Source organism: Pseudomonas sp. YuFO20 (assembly GCF_035064975.1).
Lineage (GTDB): Bacteria > Pseudomonadota > Gammaproteobacteria > Pseudomonadales > Pseudomonadaceae > Aquipseudomonas > Aquipseudomonas putida_AE.
The window spans coordinates 1-21,500 of sequence record NZ_JAXDEO010000065.1 but is presented as its reverse complement, the minus strand read 5'-3'; the positions used below and the strand labels follow the sequence as shown (position 1 = coordinate 21,500).

At 59.5% G+C, this 21,500-nt stretch carries 23 protein-coding genes; 19 read left to right on the top strand and 4 right to left on the bottom strand.

The genetic code is table 11. The features are described from left to right. The first annotated feature begins 117 nt into the window (after positions 1-117). The 7 genes from SOP85_RS26625 (at position 118) to SOP85_RS26595 (ending at position 4,805) form a co-directional block, all read left to right on the top strand. A complete protein-coding gene (locus tag SOP85_RS26625; protein ID WP_323628764.1) occupies positions 118-687 on the top strand; it encodes an Rnf-Nqr domain containing protein in 570 nt (189 codons plus the stop codon). Further along, positions 684-1,694, top strand: coding sequence for an electron transport complex subunit RsxB (rsxB, locus tag SOP85_RS26620; protein ID WP_323628763.1), 1,011 nt, complete (start codon positions 684-686; stop codon positions 1,692-1,694). The genes SOP85_RS26625 and rsxB overlap by 4 nt, the downstream gene beginning before the upstream one ends. Next, positions 1,681-2,667 (top strand): RnfABCDGE type electron transport complex subunit D, encoded by a 987-nt coding sequence (locus tag SOP85_RS26615; RefSeq protein WP_323628762.1) that lies wholly within the window; start codon positions 1,681-1,683, stop codon positions 2,665-2,667. Before rsxB ends, SOP85_RS26615 begins: the two co-directional genes overlap by 14 nt. Continuing rightward, positions 2,664-3,275, top strand: coding sequence for an RnfABCDGE type electron transport complex subunit G (locus SOP85_RS26610; protein WP_323628761.1), 612 nt, complete (start codon positions 2,664-2,666; stop codon positions 3,273-3,275). The genes SOP85_RS26615 and SOP85_RS26610 overlap by 4 nt, the downstream gene beginning before the upstream one ends. Continuing rightward, on the top strand, positions 3,268-3,855 hold the full coding sequence (locus tag SOP85_RS26605) for an Rnf-Nqr domain containing protein (RefSeq protein WP_323628760.1): 588 nt from the start codon (positions 3,268-3,270) through the stop codon (positions 3,853-3,855). The genes SOP85_RS26610 and SOP85_RS26605 overlap by 8 nt, the downstream gene beginning before the upstream one ends. 25 nt (positions 3,856-3,880) lie before the next feature. Further along, a complete protein-coding gene (nth, locus tag SOP85_RS26600; protein ID WP_274074225.1) occupies positions 3,881-4,519 on the top strand; it encodes an endonuclease III in 639 nt (212 codons plus the stop codon). A 106-nt stretch (positions 4,520-4,625) separates the two neighbouring features. Then, the gene (locus SOP85_RS26595) at positions 4,626-4,805 is read left to right on the top strand and encodes a PA3496 family putative envelope integrity protein (RefSeq protein ID WP_046819033.1); all 180 of its coding nucleotides are present in this window, start codon (positions 4,626-4,628) and stop codon (positions 4,803-4,805) included. 90 nt (positions 4,806-4,895) lie between these two features. Here SOP85_RS26595 and SOP85_RS26590 read toward each other — a convergent pair whose 3' ends face one another. Continuing rightward, entirely contained in the window at positions 4,896-5,522 is a 627-nt protein-coding gene (locus SOP85_RS26590; RefSeq protein ID WP_008057539.1) for a response regulator transcription factor, read from the bottom strand. A gap of 518 nt (positions 5,523-6,040) precedes the next feature. Between SOP85_RS26590 and SOP85_RS26585 the strand changes: the two genes are divergently transcribed. Continuing rightward, entirely contained in the window at positions 6,041-6,814 is a 774-nt protein-coding gene (locus tag SOP85_RS26585; RefSeq protein WP_274074224.1) for a hypothetical protein, read from the top strand. A 69-nt stretch (positions 6,815-6,883) separates the two neighbouring features. Here SOP85_RS26585 and SOP85_RS26580 read toward each other — a convergent pair whose 3' ends face one another. Both SOP85_RS26580 and SOP85_RS26575 read right to left on the bottom strand, forming a co-directional pair. Next, positions 6,884-8,101: an argininosuccinate synthase gene (locus SOP85_RS26580; RefSeq protein ID WP_020799894.1), complete on the bottom strand. Its 1,218-nt coding sequence runs from the start codon at positions 8,099-8,101 to the stop codon at positions 6,884-6,886. Between the two features lie 129 nt (positions 8,102-8,230). Continuing rightward, positions 8,231-9,136 carry a flagellar protein MotY gene (locus SOP85_RS26575; protein WP_323628758.1) on the bottom strand — a complete coding sequence of 302 codons (906 nt, stop codon included), beginning with the start codon at positions 9,134-9,136 and terminating at the stop codon, positions 8,231-8,233. A gap of 159 nt (positions 9,137-9,295) precedes the next feature. Here SOP85_RS26575 and pyrC point away from each other — a divergent pair, with 159 nt between their 5' ends. Both pyrC and rnt read left to right on the top strand, forming a co-directional pair. Then, positions 9,296-10,342: a dihydroorotase gene (pyrC, locus tag SOP85_RS26570; protein ID WP_020799892.1), complete on the top strand. Its 1,047-nt coding sequence runs from the start codon at positions 9,296-9,298 to the stop codon at positions 10,340-10,342. Continuing rightward, positions 10,339-11,016, top strand: a complete 678-nt coding sequence (rnt, locus tag SOP85_RS26565) for a ribonuclease T (protein WP_008057533.1) — start codon at positions 10,339-10,341, stop codon at positions 11,014-11,016. The genes pyrC and rnt overlap by 4 nt, the downstream gene beginning before the upstream one ends. A 150-nt stretch (positions 11,017-11,166) precedes the next feature. Here the strand turns inward: rnt and SOP85_RS26560 are convergent, their stop codons facing one another. Further along, the gene (locus SOP85_RS26560) at positions 11,167-11,769 is read right to left on the bottom strand and encodes a peroxiredoxin (protein WP_008057532.1); all 603 of its coding nucleotides are present in this window, start codon (positions 11,767-11,769) and stop codon (positions 11,167-11,169) included. Positions 11,770-12,074: 305 nt separating this feature from the next. Between SOP85_RS26560 and SOP85_RS26555 the strand changes: the two genes are divergently transcribed. The 9 genes from SOP85_RS26555 to SOP85_RS26515 all read left to right on the top strand — a co-directional run bounded on the left by SOP85_RS26555 (position 12,075) and on the right by SOP85_RS26515 (position 21,376). Further along, positions 12,075-12,293 carry a bacterioferritin-associated ferredoxin gene (locus tag SOP85_RS26555; protein ID WP_008057530.1) on the top strand — a complete coding sequence of 73 codons (219 nt, stop codon included), beginning with the start codon at positions 12,075-12,077 and terminating at the stop codon, positions 12,291-12,293. Positions 12,294-12,491: 198 nt separating this feature from the next. Continuing rightward, entirely contained in the window at positions 12,492-12,968 is a 477-nt protein-coding gene (bfr, locus tag SOP85_RS26550) for a bacterioferritin (protein ID WP_274074221.1), read from the top strand. A gap of 200 nt (positions 12,969-13,168) precedes the next feature. Then, complete coding sequence (locus tag SOP85_RS26545) at positions 13,169-14,071, top strand: chemotaxis protein CheV (RefSeq protein ID WP_323628756.1); 903 nt, start codon at positions 13,169-13,171, stop codon at positions 14,069-14,071. Positions 14,072-14,098: 27 nt separating this feature from the next. Then, a complete protein-coding gene (locus SOP85_RS26540) occupies positions 14,099-14,557 on the top strand; it encodes a GNAT family N-acetyltransferase (RefSeq protein ID WP_323628770.1) in 459 nt (152 codons plus the stop codon). A gap of 87 nt (positions 14,558-14,644) precedes the next feature. Next, a complete protein-coding gene (locus SOP85_RS26535; protein ID WP_323628754.1) occupies positions 14,645-14,959 on the top strand; it encodes a hypothetical protein in 315 nt (104 codons plus the stop codon). 105 nt (positions 14,960-15,064) lie between these two features. Then, positions 15,065-16,225, top strand: a complete 1,161-nt coding sequence (locus tag SOP85_RS26530; protein WP_323628753.1) for an efflux RND transporter periplasmic adaptor subunit — start codon at positions 15,065-15,067, stop codon at positions 16,223-16,225. Next, complete coding sequence (locus tag SOP85_RS26525) at positions 16,222-19,335, top strand: multidrug efflux RND transporter permease subunit (RefSeq protein ID WP_323628752.1); 3,114 nt, start codon at positions 16,222-16,224, stop codon at positions 19,333-19,335. The genes SOP85_RS26530 and SOP85_RS26525 overlap by 4 nt, the downstream gene beginning before the upstream one ends. Before the next feature lie 9 nt (positions 19,336-19,344). Further along, on the top strand, positions 19,345-20,022 hold the full coding sequence (locus SOP85_RS26520; RefSeq protein ID WP_033056445.1) for a heavy metal response regulator transcription factor: 678 nt from the start codon (positions 19,345-19,347) through the stop codon (positions 20,020-20,022). Next, positions 20,012-21,376 (top strand): heavy metal sensor histidine kinase, encoded by a 1,365-nt coding sequence (locus tag SOP85_RS26515; protein ID WP_323628751.1) that lies wholly within the window; start codon positions 20,012-20,014, stop codon positions 21,374-21,376. The genes SOP85_RS26520 and SOP85_RS26515 overlap by 11 nt, the downstream gene beginning before the upstream one ends. Positions 21,377-21,500 lie beyond the last annotated feature (124 nt).

Here is a 21,500-nt window from a genome sequence, read left to right as displayed (position 1 = left end):
GCATTACTTGTAGGAGCTGCCGCAGGCTGCGATCTTTTGAATTTGCTTTGAAAAAGATCAAAGATCGCAGCCTGCGGCAGCTCCTACAGGGTTATCGAGCAACGGATACGGACGATCATGACCGAAACCCTGCTTACGCTTATCGGCACCGCCCTGCTCAACAACCTTGTGTTGCACTGGCCGCTGGGTGTGGATCCGCTGCTGGCCAGCGAACGTCGCCAGGTCCATGCCCTGGGCATCGCGACGACCTGCCTGATGCTGATTACCGGGGTGCTCGGCTATGCGCTCTATCACTGGTTGCTGGTGCCGCTGGAGATGACGGCGCTGCGCCTGTTTGTGTTTCTGCCATTGAGCGTGCTGCTGATCGGCCCGTTGTTGCAGCTGCTGGCACGGGTGTTTTCGACATTGTCCTTCGAAGGCCTCTGGCCTTTGCTGCTGTGTAATGCCGGGGTGCTCGGCGTGGCATTGCTCAACGCCCGGGAGGACAAGGGATTTTTTCACGCCACAGCCTTGAGCCTCGGTGCCGGGCTGGGCTTCTGGCTGGTACTGAGCCTGTTCAACGACCTGCGCCAGCGCACACTTGATAACGATGTGCCCCTGCCCTTTCGCGGCCTGCCGATCGACCTGGTCGGTGCCGGCCTGATTGCAGTGGCCTTTCTCGGATTCAGCGGACTGATCAAAACATGAGTCTGATTCAACGCATCGACGCCCTCTTGCCGCAGACCCAATGCGGCAAGTGTGGCCATCCCGGATGCAAGCCGTACGCCACCGGCATTGCCAACGGCGAGCCGATCAACAAGTGCCCGCCCGGCGGCAGTGAAACCATCCACGCCCTGGCCGAACTGTTGCACGTGCCGGTGCTGGAGCTGGACGTCAGTCGCGGCTCGGCCCCGGCGAAGATTGCCTATATCCGTGAGGCCGAATGCATTGGTTGCACGAAATGCATTCAGGCCTGTCCAGTGGACGCTATCGTCGGCGCGGCCAAGTTGATGCACACGGTCATCATCGACGAATGCACCGGGTGCGACCTTTGCGTGGCGCCCTGCCCGGTGGACTGCATCGAAATGCATCCGCTGCCATTGAACAGCGTGCTGCCGATTGTCGGTGGCCTGGCCTTCAGTCTGGAAGAGCAACGGGCACGCGCCGCCAAGCGCGATCATGCGCGGCGCCGTTTCGAGCAGCGCAACGCCCGCTTGCAGCGTGAAGAACAACAAAAAACCGCCGAGCGCGAGGCCCGTGCGCAACGGGTCGTCCAGCCCAGCGAAACGATCCTCGACCCGGTACAGGCAGCCCTGGAACGCGTCCGCGCGCAAAAGGCGGCGAATGCCGATGCGGCCCTGAAAAAAGCCAAGATCGACCTGGCGATGAGCCGGGCGCAGTTGAACAAGTCGCTCAAGGCCTTCGGTCATCCGCCGACCTTCGAACAGCAATCGCAGTTGATTGTCCTGCAACAGCAGTTCGAAGCCGCCGAGCAGGCTTTGGCCCAACTGGAACGCAGTGCGCCACCTACCCCGTCACCCGTCGCGGCTCCGGCGCAGGACGCCGAGCTGAAACGCGCAAAAATTCAGCTGGCCATGCGCCGCGCCGAACTGAAGAAAGCCCAGGCCAGCGCAGCACCCGCCGAACAAATCGAAGCCCTTGAGCGGGCCCTGAGCGAAGCCGAACGCCAGGTGGATGCCCATGCCGCCCCTTGAACCGGTCGACGAGCGCCTGCAACAGGCGATGAAACTGGTTCTGCTGGCGACGTTGCCAGGGATGCTGGCGTTATTCTGGTTCTACGGCTGGGGGGTGTTGCTCAACCTGATACTGGCAGGCGTCAGTGCGCTGGCCGCGGAAGCGGCGGTACTGCGCTTGCGCCGGCGTGCGCTCAAGCCGACCTTGAGCGACGGCAGCGCCCTGGTCAGTGCCACGCTACTGGCCCTGGCCTTGCCGCCCTACTGTCCCTGGTGGCTGACGGTCAGTGCTGCCGCGCTGGCCATGGTGTTCGGCAAGCACCTGTATGGCGGGGTCGGCAGCAATCCGTTCAATCCGGCGATGCTCGGTTTCGCCCTGGTGATGGTGACGTTTCCGCAACAGATGACCCAATGGCCTGCCTCCCAGGGCATGGACCTGTGGGGTGGTGTGCAGCAAGTATTCGGTGTCGGCCAAAGCCCGGACGCCTGGGTCCGGGCCACGGCACTGGACAGCCTGCGGATCAACAAGAGCCTGACCATGGACGAACTCTTCTCGGCCAATCCGGCCTTTGGGCGTTTCGGCGGTCGCGGTGTGGAATGGGTAAGCCTGGCCTACCTCGCCGGTGGCGCGTTTTTGCTGCAACGCCGAGTGTTCAGCTGGCACGCGCCGGTCGGCATGCTCGCCAGCCTGTTCGTCATCAGCCTGTTGTGCTGGAACGGTTCGGGCTCAGACTCCCATGGTTCGCCGCTGTTTCATCTGCTCACCGGCGCCAGCATGCTGGGCGCATTCTTCATCGTCACTGAACCGGTATCCGGCGCCAAAAGCCCCGGGGCGCGACTGCTGTTTGGTGCAGGAGTCGGGTTGCTGACCTATCTGATTCGCACCTGGGGCGGTTACCCGGACGGCGTGGCCTTTGCCGTGCTGCTGATGAACCTCTGTGTACCGGCGCTGGAGCGGCTGGTCGCGGCCAGGCAGGAGCGGATCGCACCATGAGCCGAGCGTCGAGCGCCGCCATCCTCGCGTTACTGACTGCCCTCGGAGCGGGCCTGACCTATCTCGCGCAACACAGCAGCGCGCCACGGATTGCGGCTGAGCAGCGCCTGATCGACAGTCGTTATCTGCTCGACCTGCTACCGCCTGACAGCTACGACAACCAGCCGCTGGACCAACCGCTCAAGCTCGACAACACCGCGCTGGGCAACAGCAAGCTGCTGACGGGTTATCGGGCGACCAAGGCCGGCCGAGCCTATGCCGTGCTTTTACGCAGCCAGACCCTGGGCTACGCGAGCACCATCGATTTGCTGATCGCCATCGATCTCGACGGCAGACTGCTGGGGGTCAAAACCCTCAAGCAAACGGAAACCCCGGGGCTCGGCGCACGAATCGCCGACTGGCCCAATACCTGGCTTGCAGCCTTTTCCGGCAGGTCGCGAACCGATCCGGGCGACAATGGTTGGGCCTTGAAAAAGGACCAGGGGCAGTTCGACCAGATTGCGGGAGCGACCATCACCTCAAGAGCGGTGGTCAATGCCACCCATGACGCCTTGCGTTATTTCGATGAGCACCGGCCCTCACTGCTTGGGAGCCCCTCCGATGAGTAATCCATTGCGGTTGCAGAACACCTTGATGCTCGTGCCGCTGATTGGCGCCACCGACTCACTGGTGAATGCCCTGGGCCTGTGGTGGCTGTTCATTGTCGTGATCAGTGGGTTCGGCCTGTGCATGAACGCCTTGCGATCGCGCCTGCTCCCGGCAACCCACTTGTCGGCCAGCGTGCTGCTTGCCGCAACGCTGACCAGTTGCGCAGAACTCGGCGCGCAGGTCTGGTCGCTGCAATGGCACCAGCATGCCGGGATCTATACCGGCTTGATCGCCTTGCAATGTGTCGTACTGGAGCGCTCCGATTTCTTCCAGAGCCCCTGGCGAGAGCGCTGGCGTCTGTGCGGCCTGTTCGGCGCATCGATTGTGGCTATGGGCCTGCTGCGTGAACTCATCGGTTACGGGACACTGGGCAACCACCTACCCTGGCTGGCTGCTGTAACACACGCGGATTGGCCGGGCTGGGTACTGACCGCTGACGGTGGCCTGCGCCTGGCCACGCTGGCCCCCGGAGGCTTCATACTGCTGGGATTGCTGATCGCCGCCTGGCAAGCCTGGCACCGCCCGACACGCTCAAACTGACTGCCTTCGAGGAAACGCTTCGCCCATGAATGCCGCAAAACGTCTGGAAATTTTCCGCAGGCTGCATGAAGACAACCCAGAACCGAAGACCGAACTGGCCTATTCCTCAGCCTTTGAATTGCTGATTGCGGTGATTCTTTCCGCGCAATCGACCGATGTCGGCGTGAACAAGGCCACGGCAAAACTGTTTCCGGTTGCCAATACTCCGGCGACGATTCATGCCTTGGGGGTCGAAGGATTGTCGGAATACATCAAGACCATCGGCCTGTACAACAGCAAGGCAAAAAACGTGATCGAGACCTGCCGTCTGCTGGTTGAGCGTCATGCAGGCGAAGTGCCGCAAACCCGTGAGGAACTCGAGGCGTTGCCTGGCGTTGGCCGCAAGACCGCCAACGTGGTGCTCAATACTGCATTCCGCCAGTTGACGATGGCCGTGGACACTCACATTTTTCGGGTCAGCAACCGCACCGGCATTGCGCCCGGCAAGAATGTGGTTGAGGTCGAGCATAAATTGATGAAATTTGTGCCAAAGCAGTACCTGCTCGACTCCCATCACTGGCTGATCCTTCACGGACGTTATGTTTGCCTGGCCCGCAAACCTCGCTGCGGCAGTTGCCGGATCGAAGACTTGTGCGAATACAAGCACAAGACCTCGGACGATTGAGCCGCTATTGGGTTTATCAATATATCGATTGAAAAAATCTTTTTTACCCGTCGCAGGATTGTCGATATAAGGAGCCCCAAAGGCCTTCTTCGCCTGGAGTAACTAAATGAGCACTGGCAAAGAGCAATTGGATGTAGATGACGACTTCACCCCCGTAGAGGCTGATGATGCCGAGCCGGTGGTTGAAGTAGCGAAAACCAACCTGAGCAAGCGCCGGACCATCGACAATCTGCTGGAGGAGCGCCGACTGCAAAAGCAATTGGCCGATTACGATTTTGACTTGTAAAACCTAAAAGCCTCCCGAAACGGAGGCTTTTTACCAAGTGCCGAACCGCGATCAACGCTCGCCTGGTGTACTCCGTCAGAGGCAGGCTCATCATGCCAGACCATTACGCTGGGCCAGTTCAATCAGATCGACCAGGGAGCGCGCATTGAGCTTTAACAGTAGTCGGGTCTTGTAGGTACTGACGGTCTTGTTGCTGAGAAACATCCCATCAGCAATCTCTTTGTTAGTCTTGCCCCGGGCCAACTGCTGTAGCACCATCATTTCCCGCCCAGAAAGACGATCCACCATATCGGCTTCACTGGCGTTGCCAAGACTGGCACGCACAGTGTGCAAGGCCTGATTTGGAAAGTAACTGTAGCCTGACAATACCGCCTTTATTGCACTGAGCAACTCCGTGAGATCCTGTTGTTTACAAACATATCCGGCGGCTCCCGACTGCATGCAGCGCATGGAAAAATGCCCAGGTGACTGGGACGTCAATATCAGCACTTTCATCGGCATCGCAGCCGAGGTCAGTCGTGCAATGACTTCCAGTCCATCGAGTTTAGGTATTCCTATATCCAGGATGACAATGTCCGGCATGTATTCACGGGCTAGTTGTAATGCATCCACACCATTATCTGTTTCTGCAATGACTTCGTAGCCATGACGCTCCATCAGCATTCGTACCGCAAGACGAATGACGGGGTGATCATCCACAATCAGCACTTTATTCATGGGCAAGTCCAATTTCGCTGTTCGAATTTTTAGAGCCCGCACAATAGCCTAGTCGTTTCCCCCCTGGCATGTCGCCTCCCCCAACCACTTGCACCGAGAGACATTCCCTACAAAATTCACAGATTTTTCCTACAAAAAATCGAGCAAATCGTTAGGCAGAAAACTTTTTTTGAAGTCTTGACTTTCCAATTGCGATTACTTTTTTGTATCGACCTGCAACGAAAAAATGAGCGGAGTTTTATTTTCAGACAGCGATCAGACATGTGCCGCCCTACCCAACCGCGCAAAGGTAATTGGGATAATCCAATATCCACACTAACTCCAGAAATATCACACACAACTTATCCACTCGTTCTTACAGCAAAAATCACCCCATCATCGATTATAAGAAAACCGTAAACAAGAAAACGCCTAACCGACATCAAATAAATTAAAAAACAGAAACCATGGATGCCCAACATGCGTTAGATGGATTAAATTCAAACCAAAATCAAGCAATAGCTATCGAGGAATTTAAAATGGACAGGATTAAAAAAAGAATAAACAACCCCATGACAGTGATTGCGATATTCGCAACACTGTCTGAAACATCAGCTGCGATTTCACTGCCCTTTCTTGATGATGATGATAGAGACATCTACGTCTGGTTCCTGATCAGCTTTCCTTTTTATCTGCTGTTGCTATTCTTTGTCACTCTCAACTTCAACTATCGATCGCTTTACGCCCCCTCCGACTTTGAGAAGGGAAAACACTTCATAAAAGTCATGGACGGTCTCGAGCAATCCGAGAACAAGAAGACTCGAAAGTCCCCGACCAGGGCATCGGGCACTGGCGACCAATCCACTCGCCGCCCATCGAAAGCACAAGACCCACCTTCAGCAACAGTTTCTGCCAAAGCCCTTTCGGCGCATCACCACGTACGTCTACCCGAACGATTGAAGGACCTGTATGTGATTGATGCACGCAGGATGACAGGCCAGGCCGAGTTCAGCCATTTGTTGGAGAGCATCCAGATCGAACCGGGAAAGGCTGCACGTGCAGTGGTGTTCCTCACCTGTACCGAGTCGGATTCAAAACTGAGGGAAAGCGCAGCCGCTCCTTCAAAACACGTGAAGAAACATTGCCGCACAACGTTCTGTGCTGCCTACAACTTAAATTCACAGGGTTTGACGGTCATTGACCAACATTTGCCCATCGACGCACGGCAACCCGAAGCGTTTGACGATCGATCAGAAGGGAATGATGAGAGGAGTCATAGCAAGGCGGGAAAGAACACTGATACGGGCAGGTAGCAACTCCCCCCCTTTTAAATGTGCGGCCCTGTCGACGACCGGGCCACACATTCCATTACGTCAAAGGTTTCAGAAAAGCTTGCGACCTTTGTTCGCCGCGATGCGCATGCGCAAGGCGTTGAGCTTGATGAAGCCCGCTGCGTCGGCCTGGTTGTAGGCGCCGCCATCTTCTTCGAAAGTCGCAATGTTGGCGTCGAACAACGACTCGTCTGACTTGCGACCGGTGACGATCACGTTGCCCTTGTACAGCTTCAGGCGCACAACGCCATTCACGTGAGCCTGGGACGCATCGATCATCTGTTGCAGCATCAGACGCTCAGGGCTCCACCAGTAACCGGTGTAGATCAGGCTGGCGTACTTGGGCATCAACTCGTCTTTAAGGTGAGCCACTTCGCGGTCCAGGGTGATCGATTCGATCGCACGGTGGGCGCGCAGCATGATGGTACCGCCAGGAGTTTCGTAGCAGCCACGGGACTTCATGCCCACGTAACGGTTCTCGACGATGTCCAGACGGCCGATACCGTGTTCGCCACCGATACGGTTCAGAGTCGCCAGCACGGTGGCCGGGGTCATTTCGACGCCGTCCAGCGCGACGATGTCGCCATTGCGGTAGGTCAGTTCCAGGTACTGCGGCTTGTCGGGAGCCTTCTCCGGGGAGACGGTCCAGCGCCACATGTCTTCTTCGTGCTCGGTCCAGGTGTCTTCCAGCACGCCACCTTCATAGGAGATGTGCAGCAGGTTGGCATCCATCGAGTACGGGGATTTCTTCTTTCCGTGACGCTCGATCGGGATCGCGTGCTTTTCGGCGTAATCCATCAGCTTTTCACGGGACAGCAGGTCCCATTCGCGCCACGGAGCGATCACTTTCACACCTGGCTTCAAGGCGTAGGCGCCCAGTTCGAAACGAACCTGGTCGTTACCCTTGCCGGTGGCGCCGTGGGAAATGGCGTCAGCACCGGTTTCGTTGGCGATTTCGATCAGGCGTTTGGCGATCAACGGGCGAGCGATGGAAGTACCCAGCAGGTACTCGCCTTCGTAAACGGTGTTGGCGCGGAACATCGGGAAAACGAAATCGCGCACGAACTCTTCGCGCAAGTCGTCGATGTAGATCTCTTTCACGCCCATGGCTTGAGCCTTGGCACGTGCAGGTTCGACCTCTTCGCCCTGACCCAGGTCAGCGGTGAAGGTCACCACTTCACAGTTATAAGTATCCTGCAGCCACTTGAGGATCACCGAAGTGTCCAGGCCGCCGGAATACGCCAGAACGACCTTGTTTACGTCCGCCATGCCATCACTCCACGGGGTTCTACGGAAAGCCGTCAAGTCTACCGCCCGCGCAAGATAATTTACAGTGGCGCGACAGCTTATGACGACGAAGCGACAGATTATGTCGAGAGCGCGACGATGACCAAGGGGTCAGGAAGTCGCCGAAGCGGCCGGCTTCGTCGCTTGGGGTGCCACCTGCTCCGCGGGGGCTCCGCGCTCCAGGCGTATCGCTACCCGGCGGTTTTTCGCGCGGTTGGCGTTGCTGATGTTGGGGGCCAGGGGATAACGCTCGCCATGGAAACGCAGGGTGATTTGCGATTCCTGGACGCCATTGGCCTTGAAGAAGTCCATCACCGCCAGCGCCCGACGCCGTGACAGGTCACGGTTGGTCAGGCGGTTGCCGCTGTTATCGGAGTGGCCGTCAAGCTCGATGCGATTGACCGTCGGATCGGCTTTCATGTACTCCAGCATGACTTGCAGCCTGGCCTTGGCGGCCGCATCCAGATCGATACCGCCACCGGGAAAGCCAATCTGGGATTGCTTGACCTGATCGAAGTTCTGCGGCAGCAACTTGGCCACGCAGCCCTGATACTCGGCAAATGCCTTGGTGAACCGGACCGGCAACAAGCGCACCTCCGACACCCGGCCATCGCCCGAGGCGTGGCGGACCACAGGACTGCGTCCGTCGATCAGGCCGCTGATCAAGCGTGCGGCCTGGGCCTGGGAGCTGTTGAAGAGGATGTTGCCGCTGCCGATTCTCACCGTGCCCAGGTTGATATCACCGCGTCCCGGCTGCCAGGGTGCAGCGGCCGCCAGCAAGGTGGCAGAACCACCGCCCATCATTGCGTTGTAGGCATTCAAACGAAACGTCGCCTGTTCCCCGGCGCGCCGCACGAATTCACCCGAGCCGAAATCGGTGATCGGCTGAGTCAGCCGGCATTCGAATTTGTCGCCTTCGACCGTCCACTCGATGCTCTCCAGGCGAGTCTGGAAAGTGAGTGCCATCGCGGGAAGGCTGGCAAACACGCTGAGCAAGGCTAAATAACGCTGGCGCACGGGAGGCTCCACTGGCTTCTACGACAAAAAGACCGACACACAGATGTTCACGGCATACCTGTTGGATATCGGAAGCTTCCCGTAAAACTTGATAGCGAGTGCCTGCAAGAGTCTTTTCCGGTAGCATTCCCTTCAGTTTGACCCGCCTGGAATCCCCTCATGTCCGACCGCCTGACCCTGCTGCGTCCCGACGACTGGCATATTCATCTTCGCGATGGTGCCGTGTTGACCAATACCGTCGCGGATGTCGCGCGCACCTTTGGCCGCGCCATCATCATGCCCAACCTGGTACCACCAGTGCGCAATGCGGCTGAAGCCGACGGCTATCGCCAGCGGATTCTCGCTGCTCGCCCGGCCGGCAGCCCGTTTGAACCGCTGATGGTGCTATACCTCACCGACCGCACCCAGCCTGAAGAAATTCGCGAGGCCAAGGCCAGCGGTTTCGTTCACGCCGCCAAGCTGTATCCGGCCGGCGCGACCACCAACTCGGACTCGGGCGTCACCAGCATCGACAAGATCTTCCCGGCCCTGGAGGCCATGGCCGAAGTCGGGATGCCTTTGTTGATCCACGGTGAAGTCACCCGCGGCGATGTCGACGTGTTCGACCGCGAAAAAATCTTTATCGATGAGCACATGCGCCGTGTGGTCGAGCGTTTCCCGACCCTCAAGGTGGTGTTCGAACACATCACCACCGCTGACGCCGTGCAGTTCGTCAACTCGGCTTCGGCCAACGTTGGCGCGACCATCACCGCGCATCACTTGCTGTACAACCGCAACCACATGCTGGTGGGCGGGATTCGGCCGCACTTCTACTGCCTGCCGATCCTCAAGCGCAATACCCACCAGGAAGCCCTGCTCGACGCCGCCACCAGCGGCAGCGAAAAGTTCTTCCTCGGCACCGACTCGGCGCCCCACGCCCAGCACGCCAAGGAAGCCGCCTGTGGCTGCGCCGGTTGCTACACCGCTTATGCGGCGATCGAGATGTACGCCGAAGCCTTCGAACAGCGCAACGCGCTGGACAAGCTCGAAGCCTTCGCCAGCCTCAACGGCCCGCGTTTCTATGGCCTGCCGGCCAACACCGATCGCATTACCCTGGTCCGCGAAGAATGGACCGCCCCGACCAGCCTGCCGTTTGGCGAGCTGACCGTTATCCCGCTGCGCGCCGGTGAAAAACTGCGCTGGCGCCTGCTGGAGGAACACGCGTGAGTGAAGACCATTTCGACGACGAACAGGAAGGTCAAGGCGGTGGCGGCGGTTCCCGTCATCCAATGGCCGCCAGGTTCCGTGGCTACCTGCCGGTTGTCGTCGACGTAGAAACCGGTGGTTTCAACTCGGCCACCGACGCCTTGCTGGAAATCGCCGCGACCACCATCGCCATGGATGAAAAGGGTTTTGTGTACCCGGATCACACCTACTTCTTCCGGGTCGAGCCGTTTGAAGGTGCGAACATCGAAGCGGCCGCCCTGGAGTTCACCGGGATCAAGCTCGATCACCCGCTGCGCATGGCTGTGAGCGAAGAGGCGGCGCTGAACGATATTTTCCGCGGCGTGCGCAAGGCGCTGAAGGCCAACGGTTGCAAACGCGCGATCCTGGTTGGGCACAACAGCAGTTTCGACCTGGGCTTCCTCAATGCCGCGGTCGCGCGCCTGGACATGAAACGCAACCCGTTCCATCCATTCTCCAGTTTCGATACCGCGACGCTCGCCGGCCTGGCCTATGGTCAAACCGTGCTGGCCAAGGCCTGCCAGGCTGCCGATATCGACTTCGACGGGCGCGAGGCGCACTCGGCCCGCTACGACACCGAGAAGACTGCCGAGCTGTTCTGCGGCATCGTCAATCGCTGGAAACAAATGGGCGGCTGGGAAGACTTCGGCGACTGATTCGTTTGTAGGAGCTGGCTTGTCGGGTCGCAGCGATGGCGGCATAACGGCTACCATCGCATCGCCAGCAAGCCGGCTCCTACAGGGTTCCAGACATTTTTCGCGCATAAAAAAACCGGCCCTGAGGCCGGTTTTTTTGTACCTGGTGCCTTACAACGCAGCAGCGTGCTCGGTCAGGTAAGCCGCAACGCCTTCTGGCGAAGCGTTCATGCCTTTGTCGCCTTTTTTCCAGTTGGCAGGGCAAACTTCGCCGTGCTCTTCGTGGAATTGCAGGGCGTCGACCAGACGCAGCAGCTCTTCCATGTTACGGCCCAGCGGCAGGTCGTTGATGATCTGCGAACGGACAACGCCTTTGTCGTCGATCAGGAACGCGCCACGGAAAGCAACGCCGTCAGCGGACTGAACGTCGTAGGCCTTCATGATTTCCTGCTTGATGTCGGCAGCCATGGTGTAACGCACTGCGCCGATACCACCATCGTTTACCGGGGTGTTGCGCCATGCGTTGTGGGTGAAGTGCGAGTCGATCGACACAGCGACCACTTCAACGTTGCGTGCCTTGAATTCGGACATGCGGTTGTCCAGAGCGATCAGCTCCGACGGGCAAACGAAGGTGAAGTCCAGTGGGTAGAAGAACACCAGGCCGTATTTGCCTTTGATGGCCGACGACAGGGTGAAGCTGTCCACGATTTCGCCATTGCCGAGTACGGCCGGTACGGTGAAGTCAGGGGCTTGTTTGCCTACGAGTACGCTCATTGGATATCTCCTGGTGTAGAAGCGTTAAGAACAAGGTTTGCGTCAGCCTGCCACCCTCAGGCGACAGCCCTGTGACACGAACCCGTTTCGAAAAGACCGGCCATCATACACTGCGTTTTTGACCTGTCCGTAACGGTTTCTCCCCTGGGCGTAAAAAAGGACGAAGGGTATTTCGGTTGACGGCGCGTCGCTGGTCAACCGTTCGTCAGGCCTGTCAAAAACCCTTCCCAAAGCACTTTGACAATCATTCTCGTTAACATTAAGATCCATCGCATTCGAGACATAAACAGCGACGGTTTTCACTTATGTATGTTTGCCTCTGCACTGGCGTCACCGACGGCCAAATCCGCGATGCGATCTATGAAGGATGCTGCAGCTACAAGGAAGTGCGCCAGGCCACCGGCGTTGCCAGTCAATGCGGCAAATGTGCCTGCCTGGCCAAGGAAGTGGTCCGCGAGACCCTGACCAAATTGCAAACGGCCCAGGCGGCGATCCCTTTTCCTGTTGAATTTACCGCTGCGTAAATACCCTATTTCAAAGAACCGGACGTATGTCCGGTTTTTTTATGCCTGAAAATCAATTGCTTAGGCTCTAGACGCGGAACACAAACATTCTTATTCCGATTAATTTTCATTTATTATTCAATAACTTAGGTTTGACACTCTTAGTTGTGCGGCTCAAACTCTGCCTTATAGACAGCTAATACAGGGCAGGACCCCATCATGAAAGGCGACGTTACAGTCATCCAGCATCTCAACAAGATCCTTGCCAATGAGCTGGTCGCGATCAATCAATACTTCCTGCATGCACGCATGTACGAAGATTGGGGCCTGAACAAGCTCGGCAAGCACGAGTACCACGAATCCATCGACGAGATGAAGCACGCGGACAAGCTGATCAAGCGCATCCTGTTCCTTGAAGGCCTGCCGAACGTCCAGGACCTGGGCAAGCTGCAGATCGGCGAGCACACCGAGGAAATGATCCAGTGTGACCTGCGTATCGAGAAGACCGGCCATGCCGACCTGAAAGCGGCGATCGCGCATTGCGAAACAGTCGGCGACTTCGGTAGCCGTGACCTGCTTGAAGATATCCTCGAATCCGAAGAAGAACATATCGACTGGCTGGAAACCCAACTGGGTCTTATCGACAAGATCGGTATCGAGAACTACCTGCAATCGCAGATGGGCGACGACGAGTAAGTTCTACTGCGCCAGTCTTGATGCAAAACAAAGCCCCGCGCTCTTTTAAAGAGACGGGGCTTTTTTGTTTCAGTTTGCAAGGGTCTGCACAGCCCTGGGGATTTTTCCTAAAGCCTGCCCCCGACAAGTCGATAACCTGACATCGAAAGCTGTGGCTGATCCACGGATCGCCTCACCACCTTTTTCCACAGAAGGTTTTTATGTCCTCCACCAAAGCCCGCGCAGATTCACTTTCGCTTCTGCTGTTTACCTTGCGCAGTGGCAAGCTGATGGCGATCAACCTGCTCAAAGTCAGTGAAATCATCCCTTGCCCGCCACTGACCAAACTCCCCGAAGCGCATCCCCACGTCAAAGGCATCGCCACCCTGCGCGGCACCTCGTTGTCGGTGATCGATCTCAGCCGTGCCATTGGTGAGCGCCCGCTGGCAGATCCTGATGGTGGGTGCCTGATCGTCACGGACGTCAGCCGCTCCAAACAAGGTTTGCATGTACAGGCGGTGAGCAAGATCGTGCACTGCCTGACCACCGACATCCGTCCTCCCCCCTTCGGCTCTGGCGGTTCGCGCTCGTACATCACCGGCGTCACCTCGGTGGACGGCACCCTGGTGCAGGTGCTGGACATCGAAAAGGTCATCCATGGCATCGCCCCGGTGCCCATCGACATGGCGCCGACCGAGCTCAGCATGGAAGATGCCGAGACCCTGGGCAGCGCCCGCATCCTGGTGGTCGATGACAGTCAGGTCGCGCTGCAGCAATCGGTGCACACCTTGCGCAACCTGGGCCTGCAATGCCACACGGCGCGCAGTGCCAAGGAAGCCATCGACTGCCTGCTGGACCTGCAAGGCACCGCCGAGCAGATCAACCTGATCGTCTCCGATATCGAAATGTCCGAAATGGACGGCTACGCCTTCACCCGCACCCTGCGTGAAACCCCGGACTTCGCGCACCTCTACGTGCTGCTGCATACGTCCCTGGACAGTGCGATGAACAGCGAAAAGGCGCGGCTTGCGGGCGCGAATGCGGTGCTGACCAAGTTCTCTTCGCCGGAGCTGACCAAGTGCCTGATCGACGCGGCCAAGGCTGTGGCCGAACAAGGTCGTTGAGTCTTGGACGAGCAATTCTGCTTTCTCATGCGCCGCTGTCTCGCTGAAGCCGTGCCCGCCATCACCTGGCCCCCGGGAATCGTCCTGACCGGGTATCGTCCCGAACTTGCAGCAGAAGTTCATCGCTTGATGGCACAGGGTCACGCGCAAGGCGGCGGCCGCGTCCCGGGCCTGGACGTATGGCAACAGCGATTTGAAACCGATCCTGAGTATGATCCGACATTGTGTTTCATCGCTCTGGATGCCCAGGGTATCGTGGGCGTCTGTCAGTGCTGGACCAGCGCCTACATCAAGAGTCTGGTGGTGCATCCACGGACTCAAGGCCGCGGCTTGGGGCGAGCCTTGCTGCTCAATGCCTTCACCGAATTTCAACGGCGGCGCGAAGGCTACGTCGACCTGAAAGTTCTGGAAGGCAACCTTCGCGCACAGCGGTTGTATGAAAGCGCCGGGATGTATGTGGTGCGCCGGGAACCGGTTCCGGTCTGACCCGTCCCTCGCCGAGCCGCGCGTTCGCCCCCCAAGCCTTCAGGCATACTCACACCTTGGCCAACCCCGCCCAAGGATCCCTGAACCATGAAAGCTGTCACCCTGACCTTCGCCTGCCTCACTGCCCTCGCCACCCAGGCCCACGCCTCCAGCCCCGAGGCCTGGGCCGCCTTCGACAAGGCCGTGCTCGCCAGTTGCACCAAGGCCAGCGACCTGGCGAACGCCAAACCCGTCGGCAACGCCGCACAATTCGATGATCGGGTCGGCTACACCGCCCTGCTGCTGCAAGGCCAGTACCCGCAAAAGCACATGAAAGGCCAGCAAGGTACCGAACTGTGCCTCTACAACAAGAAAAGCAAAACGGCTTACGTGACCGAGTGGGACTCCATACGTGCAAACTGACACCGCTGTCAGTTAACAGTCACTTTCCTGACCGGGTCACGGGGCTATAACGTAGAAAGACAAAGCTGCGAACACTTCCATTTCCCGACCCGGCGCCCCTCTCGCATGCGAACCCAGAAAAAATCCGTTCTTCTAGCAGCCTTTCTGATCGTGCTGGTGGCGCTGGGCGCGTGGTACCTGATGAAACCGTCCACGGTTAAAGTCGCCGCACCGACCGCCATCCCGGTGCGCGTGATCAACGTGGTGGAAAAAGACGTGCCCCGCTACGTCACCGGCATCGGCTCGGTGCTGTCGCTGCACAGCGTGGTGGTCCGACCGCAGATCGACGGCATCCTCACCAGGATCCTGGTCAAGGAAGGCCAACTGGTGAGCAAAGGCGACCTGCTGGCCACCATCGACGACCGATCGATCCGCGCCAGCCTGGACCAGGCCAGGGCGCAACTGGGCGAAAGCCAGGCGCAACTGCAAGTGGCCCAGGTCAACCTCAAGCGCTACAAGCTGTTGAGCGTTGACGACGGTGTGTCCAAACAGACCTACGACCAGCAACAAGCGTTGGTCAACCAGCTCAAGGCCACCGTCCAGGGCAACCAGGCGTCGATTGACGCGGCCCAGGTGCAGTTGTCCTACACGCAGATTCGCTCCCCGGTCAGTGGCCGTGTCGGTATTCGTACAGTGGACGAAGGCAACTTCCTGCGCATGACGGACACCCTGGGACTGTTCACCGTGACCCAGATCGACCCGATCGCCGTGGAGTTCTCTCTGCCGCAGCAAATGCTGCCGACCCTGCAAGGCCTGATCAGCGACCCGGAACGGGCCAGGGTCAAGGCCTACATCGGTGCCGACACCGACGGCGAAACCGGCAACCTGCTGGGCGAAGGCCGCCTGACCCTGATCGACAACCAGATCAACGCCAACACCGGCACCATCCGCGCCAAGGCCGAATTCAGCAACGCCGGACAAAAACTCTGGCCCGGCCTGTTGGTGACGGTAAAGATTCAGACAGCGCTGGATAAGGATGCGCTGGTGGTACCTCCCACCGTCGTACAGCGTGGCCTCGATCAGCACTTCGTCTACCGGGTAAACGGCACCAAGGTTGAAACCGTGCCCGTGCAGATGGTTTACCAGGGCAGCGGCCAGAGCATCATCAAGGGGGTGAAACCGGGTGACGTGCTGGTCAGCGACGGTCAATCGCGGCTCAAGCCCGGCGCCACGGTGCAAGTGCTGACAGAACCGCCGCAGGTCGTGCAATCGGAGGCGGCGCCATGAAAGGCCACGGCTCGATATCCGCCTGGTGCATCGACCACCCGGTGGCCACGATCCTGCTGACATTTGCCCTGGTGCTGCTGGGGGTCATCGCGTTTCCGCGCCTGCCTATCGCGCCGCTGCCGGAGGCGGAATTTCCGACAATCCAGGTGGCCGCCCAATTGCCTGGTGCCAGCCCGGAAACCATGGCGTCATCGGTGGCCACCCCCCTTGAAGTGCAGTTCAGCGCCATTCCCGGCGTGACGCAAATGACCTCGAGCAGCGCCCTGGGCTCGACCAACCTGACCCTGCAATTCACCCTCGACAAAAGCATCGATACCGCCGCCCAGGAAGTCCAGGCCGCCATCAACACCGCGGCAGGCAAACTGCCCAAGGACATGCCGAACCTGCCGACCTGGCGCAAGGTCAACCCGGCCGACAGCCCTGTGCTGATCCTCAGCGTCAACTCGTCGCTGATGCCTGGCCCTGAACTCAGCGACCTGACGGAAACCCTGTTGTCCCGCCAACTCAGTCAGGTCGACGGTGTCGGCCAGGTGTCCATCACCGGGCAGCAGCGCCCGGCGATCCGGGTCCAGGTGTCCGCCGACAAACTCGCCGCCATCGGCCTGACCCTGGCAGACATTCGCCTGGCGATCCAGCAGACCAGCCTCAACCTGGCCAAAGGCGCGCTGTACGGCGAATCGAGCATCTCGACGCTTTCGACCAATGATCAACTGTTCCACCCCGACGAATACAGCCAGTTGATCGTTTCCTACAAGGACGGTGCACCGGTTCACCTCAAGGATGTGGCGAAAGTCGTCAACGGCTCGGAAGATGCCTACGTCCAGGCGTGGGCGGGCTCGCAACCGGGCGTCAACCTGGTGATCTTCCGCCAGCCGGGCGCCAACATCGTCGAGACCGTGGATCGTATTCAGGCCGCACTGCCGGCGTTGCAGGCGATGTTGCCGGCCTCGGTGCAGGTCAAGGTGCTGATCGACCGCACCCAGACCATCCGCGCTTCGCTGCATGAGGTGGAAATCACCTTGATGATCGCCGTGCTGCTGGTGGTGGCGGTGATGGCGCTGTTCCTGCGCCAACTGTCTGCCACCCTGATCGTGTCGGCAGTGCTCGGTGTGTCGCTGATTGCCAGCTTTGCGCTGATGTACGTCATGGGTTTCAGCCTGAACAACCTGACGCTGGTGGCGATCGTGGTGGCCGTGGGCTTTGTGGTGGACGATGCGATCGTGGTGGTGGAGAACATCCACCGCCATCTCGAGGCCGGTGACGGCATGCGCGAGGCCGCGATCAAGGGCGCCGGCGAGATCGGATTTACCGTGGTGTCGATCAGCTTCTCGCTGGTGGCGGCGTTCATTCCGTTACTGTTCATGGGGGGTGTGGTCGGACGCCTGTTCAAGGAGTTCGCCCTGACCGCCACCTCGACCATCATGATTTCGGTGGTGGTGTCCCTGACCTTGGCGCCCACCTTGGCAGCGCTGTTCATGCGCGCGCCCGTACACCACGCCCACGACAAACCGGGCTTCGGCGAGCGCCTGCTGGCGTGGTACGAAAAAGGCCTGCGCCGTGCCCTCGCCCACCAGAAATTGATGATTGGCGTGTTCGGTTTGTCGCTGGTGTTGGCGGTCGCCGGATACATCTTTATTCCTAAAGGCTTCTTCCCGATCCAGGACACAGGCTTCGTCCTCGGTACCACCGAAGCAGCTGCGGATATTTCCTACGGCGACATGGTGAAAAAACACCTGGCGATGGCCGAAATCGTCTCCGCCGATCCTGCGGTTCAAGCGTTCTCTCACTCGGTCGGCGTCTCGGGCAGCAACCAGACCATCGCCAACGGCCGCTTCTGGATCGCCCTGAAAAAACGCGGCGACCGCGATGTGTCAGCCAGCGAGTTCATCGACCGGATTCGCCCGCAATTGATGAAAGTACCGGGCATCGTCCTGTACCTGCGTGCCGGGCAAGACATCAACCTCAGCTCCGGCCCGAGCCGGGCCCAGTACCAGTACGTGCTCAAGAGCAACGACGGTGCTGTCCTGAGCACCTGGACCCAGCGCCTGACGGAAAAACTGCGCGGCAACCCGGCCTTCCGCGACATTTCCAACGACCTGCAACTGGGCGGCAGCATCACCCATATCACCATCGACCGCAGTGCCGCGGCACGCTTTGGCCTGACGGCCAGCGATGTGGATGAAGCGCTGTACGACGCCTTCGGCCAGCGCCAGATCAACGAGTTCCAGACCCAGATCAACCAGTACAACGTGATCCTGGAACTGGACACCCGGCAACGGGGCAAGGCCGAGAGCCTCAACTACTTCTACCTGCGCTCGCCCCTGAGTGGAGAAATGGTGCCGCTGTCGGCCCTGGCGAAATTCGACGCGCCAACGGTGGGGCCGCTGTCCATCGCCCATGACGGCATGTTCCCCGCCGCCAACCTGTCGTTCAACCTGGCACCCGGTGTGGCGTTGGGCGATGCGGTGATCATGCTCAATCAGGCCAAGGTAGACATCGGCATGCCTACCGCCATCAGCGGTAATTTCCAGGGCGCGGCCCAGGCGTTCCAGAGTTCGCTGGCCAGCCAGCCATGGTTGATTCTGGCGGCGCTGGTGGCGGTTTACATCATTCTCGGCGTGCTCTACGAGAGCTTCGTGCATCCTCTGACGATCATCTCGACACTGCCCTCGGCCGGGCTGGGCGCGGTGATCATGCTGTGGATCTGCGGCCAGGACTTTTCGATCATGGCGCTGATCGGGCTGGTGCTGTTGATCGGCATCGTCAAGAAAAACGGCATCCTGATGATCGACTTCGCCCTCGAAGCGCAGCGCAACGGTGGTTTGTCGCCGGAAGAGGCGATCTTCAAGGCCTGTATCACGCGGTTCCGGCCGATCATCATGACCACCCTCGCCGCCCTGCTCGGCGCCCTGCCGCTGATGCTCGGCTACGGCACCGGCGCGGAACTGCGCCAGCCCCTGGGGATCGCCGTGGTCGGCGGCTTGCTGGTGAGCCAGGCACTGACGCTGTTCACCACCCCGGTCATATACTTGTGGCTGGAGCGTTTATTTCATAGGCAAACTCTCCCACCAGCAGCTTCGCCGGTACCGGCGTTGGCGACCACAGACTGAGGCGGGGTCATGCGCGTCCTGATTATCGAAGACGAAGAAAAAACCGCGGATTATCTGCACCGCGGCCTGACGGAACAGGGATACACCGTGGACCTGGCCCGCGATGGCGTGGAAGGCCTGCACCTGGCGCTGGAAAGCGACTACGCGGTGATCGTCCTCGACGTCATGCTGCCGGGCCTGGACGGCTTCGGCGTGTTGCGCGCCTTGCGTGCGCGCAAGCAAACCCCGGTGATCATGCTCACCGCCCGCGAACGGGTCGAAGACCGCATCAAGGGCCTGCGCGACGGTGCCGACGATTACCTGGGCAAACCGTTTTCCTTCCTCGAACTGGTGGCCCGCCTGCAGGCGCTGACCCGACGCAGCGGTGGCCACGAACCGGTGCAAGTGAGCATCGCCGACCTGTGGATAGATCTAATCAGCCGCAAGGCCACCCGCGCCGGTACGCGCCTGGATCTGACCGCCAAGGAGTTCTCGCTGCTCAGCGTGCTGGCCCGTCGCCAGGGTGAAATCCTCTCGAAAACCGCCATCGCCGAAATGGTCTGGGACATCAATTTCGACAGCGACGCCAACGTCGTCGAGGTCGCGATCAAACGCCTGCGGGCCAAGCTCGACGGGCCGTTCGAAGAGAAACTGCTGCACACGATTCGTGGCATGGGTTATGTGCTGGAGAGCCGAGGTGTCCAGTAATTCGATTGCCCTGCGCCTGAGCGGGATGTTCACCCTGGTGGCGCTGCTGGTGTTCCTGTTGATCGGTTGGGCGTTGTACCAACAGGTCGACAAAGGCCTTGGCCTGCTGCCCGAAGCGGAACTCGATGCGCGCTACAGCGTGCTCGAATCCACCGTCGGCCGCTATGGCACGCCCGAGCATTGGGTGAAGATCAATAACAAGCTCAAGCTGCTCGGCGAAGAAGACAAGCGCATCAGTTTCTGGATCGTCAGCGGCGATCCGAACTACGAATACGGCAATCCTACACCGAGCATCCGTGCCTTTGCCGCAGGGCCGCTGGGCATGCGCGACATGCAACTGGCGGATCAGCCCTACCCGCTGAAGGTGCTGGTCAGCCAATTCCCGGCCAAGGACCAGCGCCCTCCCCTGCGCTTCATGATCGGCATCGATACCGAGACGTTTTTCCATACCCAGCACCAGTTGCTGATCGCCCTGGTCAGCCTGGCGGTCATCGGCGTGCTGATGGCCTCGGCGCTAGGTTACTGGGTGGCGCGGATCGGGCTCAAGCCGTTGATCAAACTGTCCCAGGAAGCCCAACGCCTGGCCCCGCCGTTGCGCTCAGGCCGCTTGCGCCTGTCATCGCTGCCTCCGGAACTGAATCAGTTCGTCGACTCGTTCAACTCGACGCTGGAGCGGGTCGAACAGGCCTACTCGCGACTGGAATCGTTCAACGCCGATGTCGCCCATGAACTGCGCTCGCCGCTGACCAACCTGATCGGCCAGACCCAGGTCGCCCTGACGCGCGGGCGCTCGGCAGAGCATTATTTCGAGGTGCTGCAATCGAACCTTGAAGAGCTCGAGCGACTGCGCTCGATCATCAACGACATGCTGTTCCTGGCCAGCGCCGACCAGGGCAGCAAGGCCACCAAACTGACGTCCACCTCGCTGGCGGAGGAAGTGGCCACGACTCTGGAATACCTGGATTTCATTCTCGAGGATGCCCAGGTACGGGTTCAGGTCAGCGGCGATGCCCTGGTGCGAATCGAGATCGCCCACCTGCGCCGGGCCTTGATCAACCTGCTCAACAACGCCGTGCAGCACACCAGCCCCGGACAAATCATCGAGGTACGGATCGAAGCCGGCGAGCACCAGGTCAGCATCGGCGTGGCGAACCCGGGCGTACCCATTTCCAGCGAGCATCTGCCGCGCCTGTTCGAGCGCTTCTACCGGGTCGATGCCTCACGCGCCAACAGCGGCAACAATCACGGGTTGGGGCTGGCCATCGTCAAGGCGATTGCCCTGATGCATGGCGGGGATGTGTTCGTGCGCAGTGACCATGGGATGAATACCTTTGGTATGCATTTGCCGGTCTGACGGCCGCAATGGATTGTGGCATGACAGAGGATTTGCGGGGTGTGTTGGATTTGTGCTGTGACACCGATCTGTAGGAGCCGGCTTGCTGGCGATGGCGTCGGTGGGATCGCCATCGCCAGCAAGC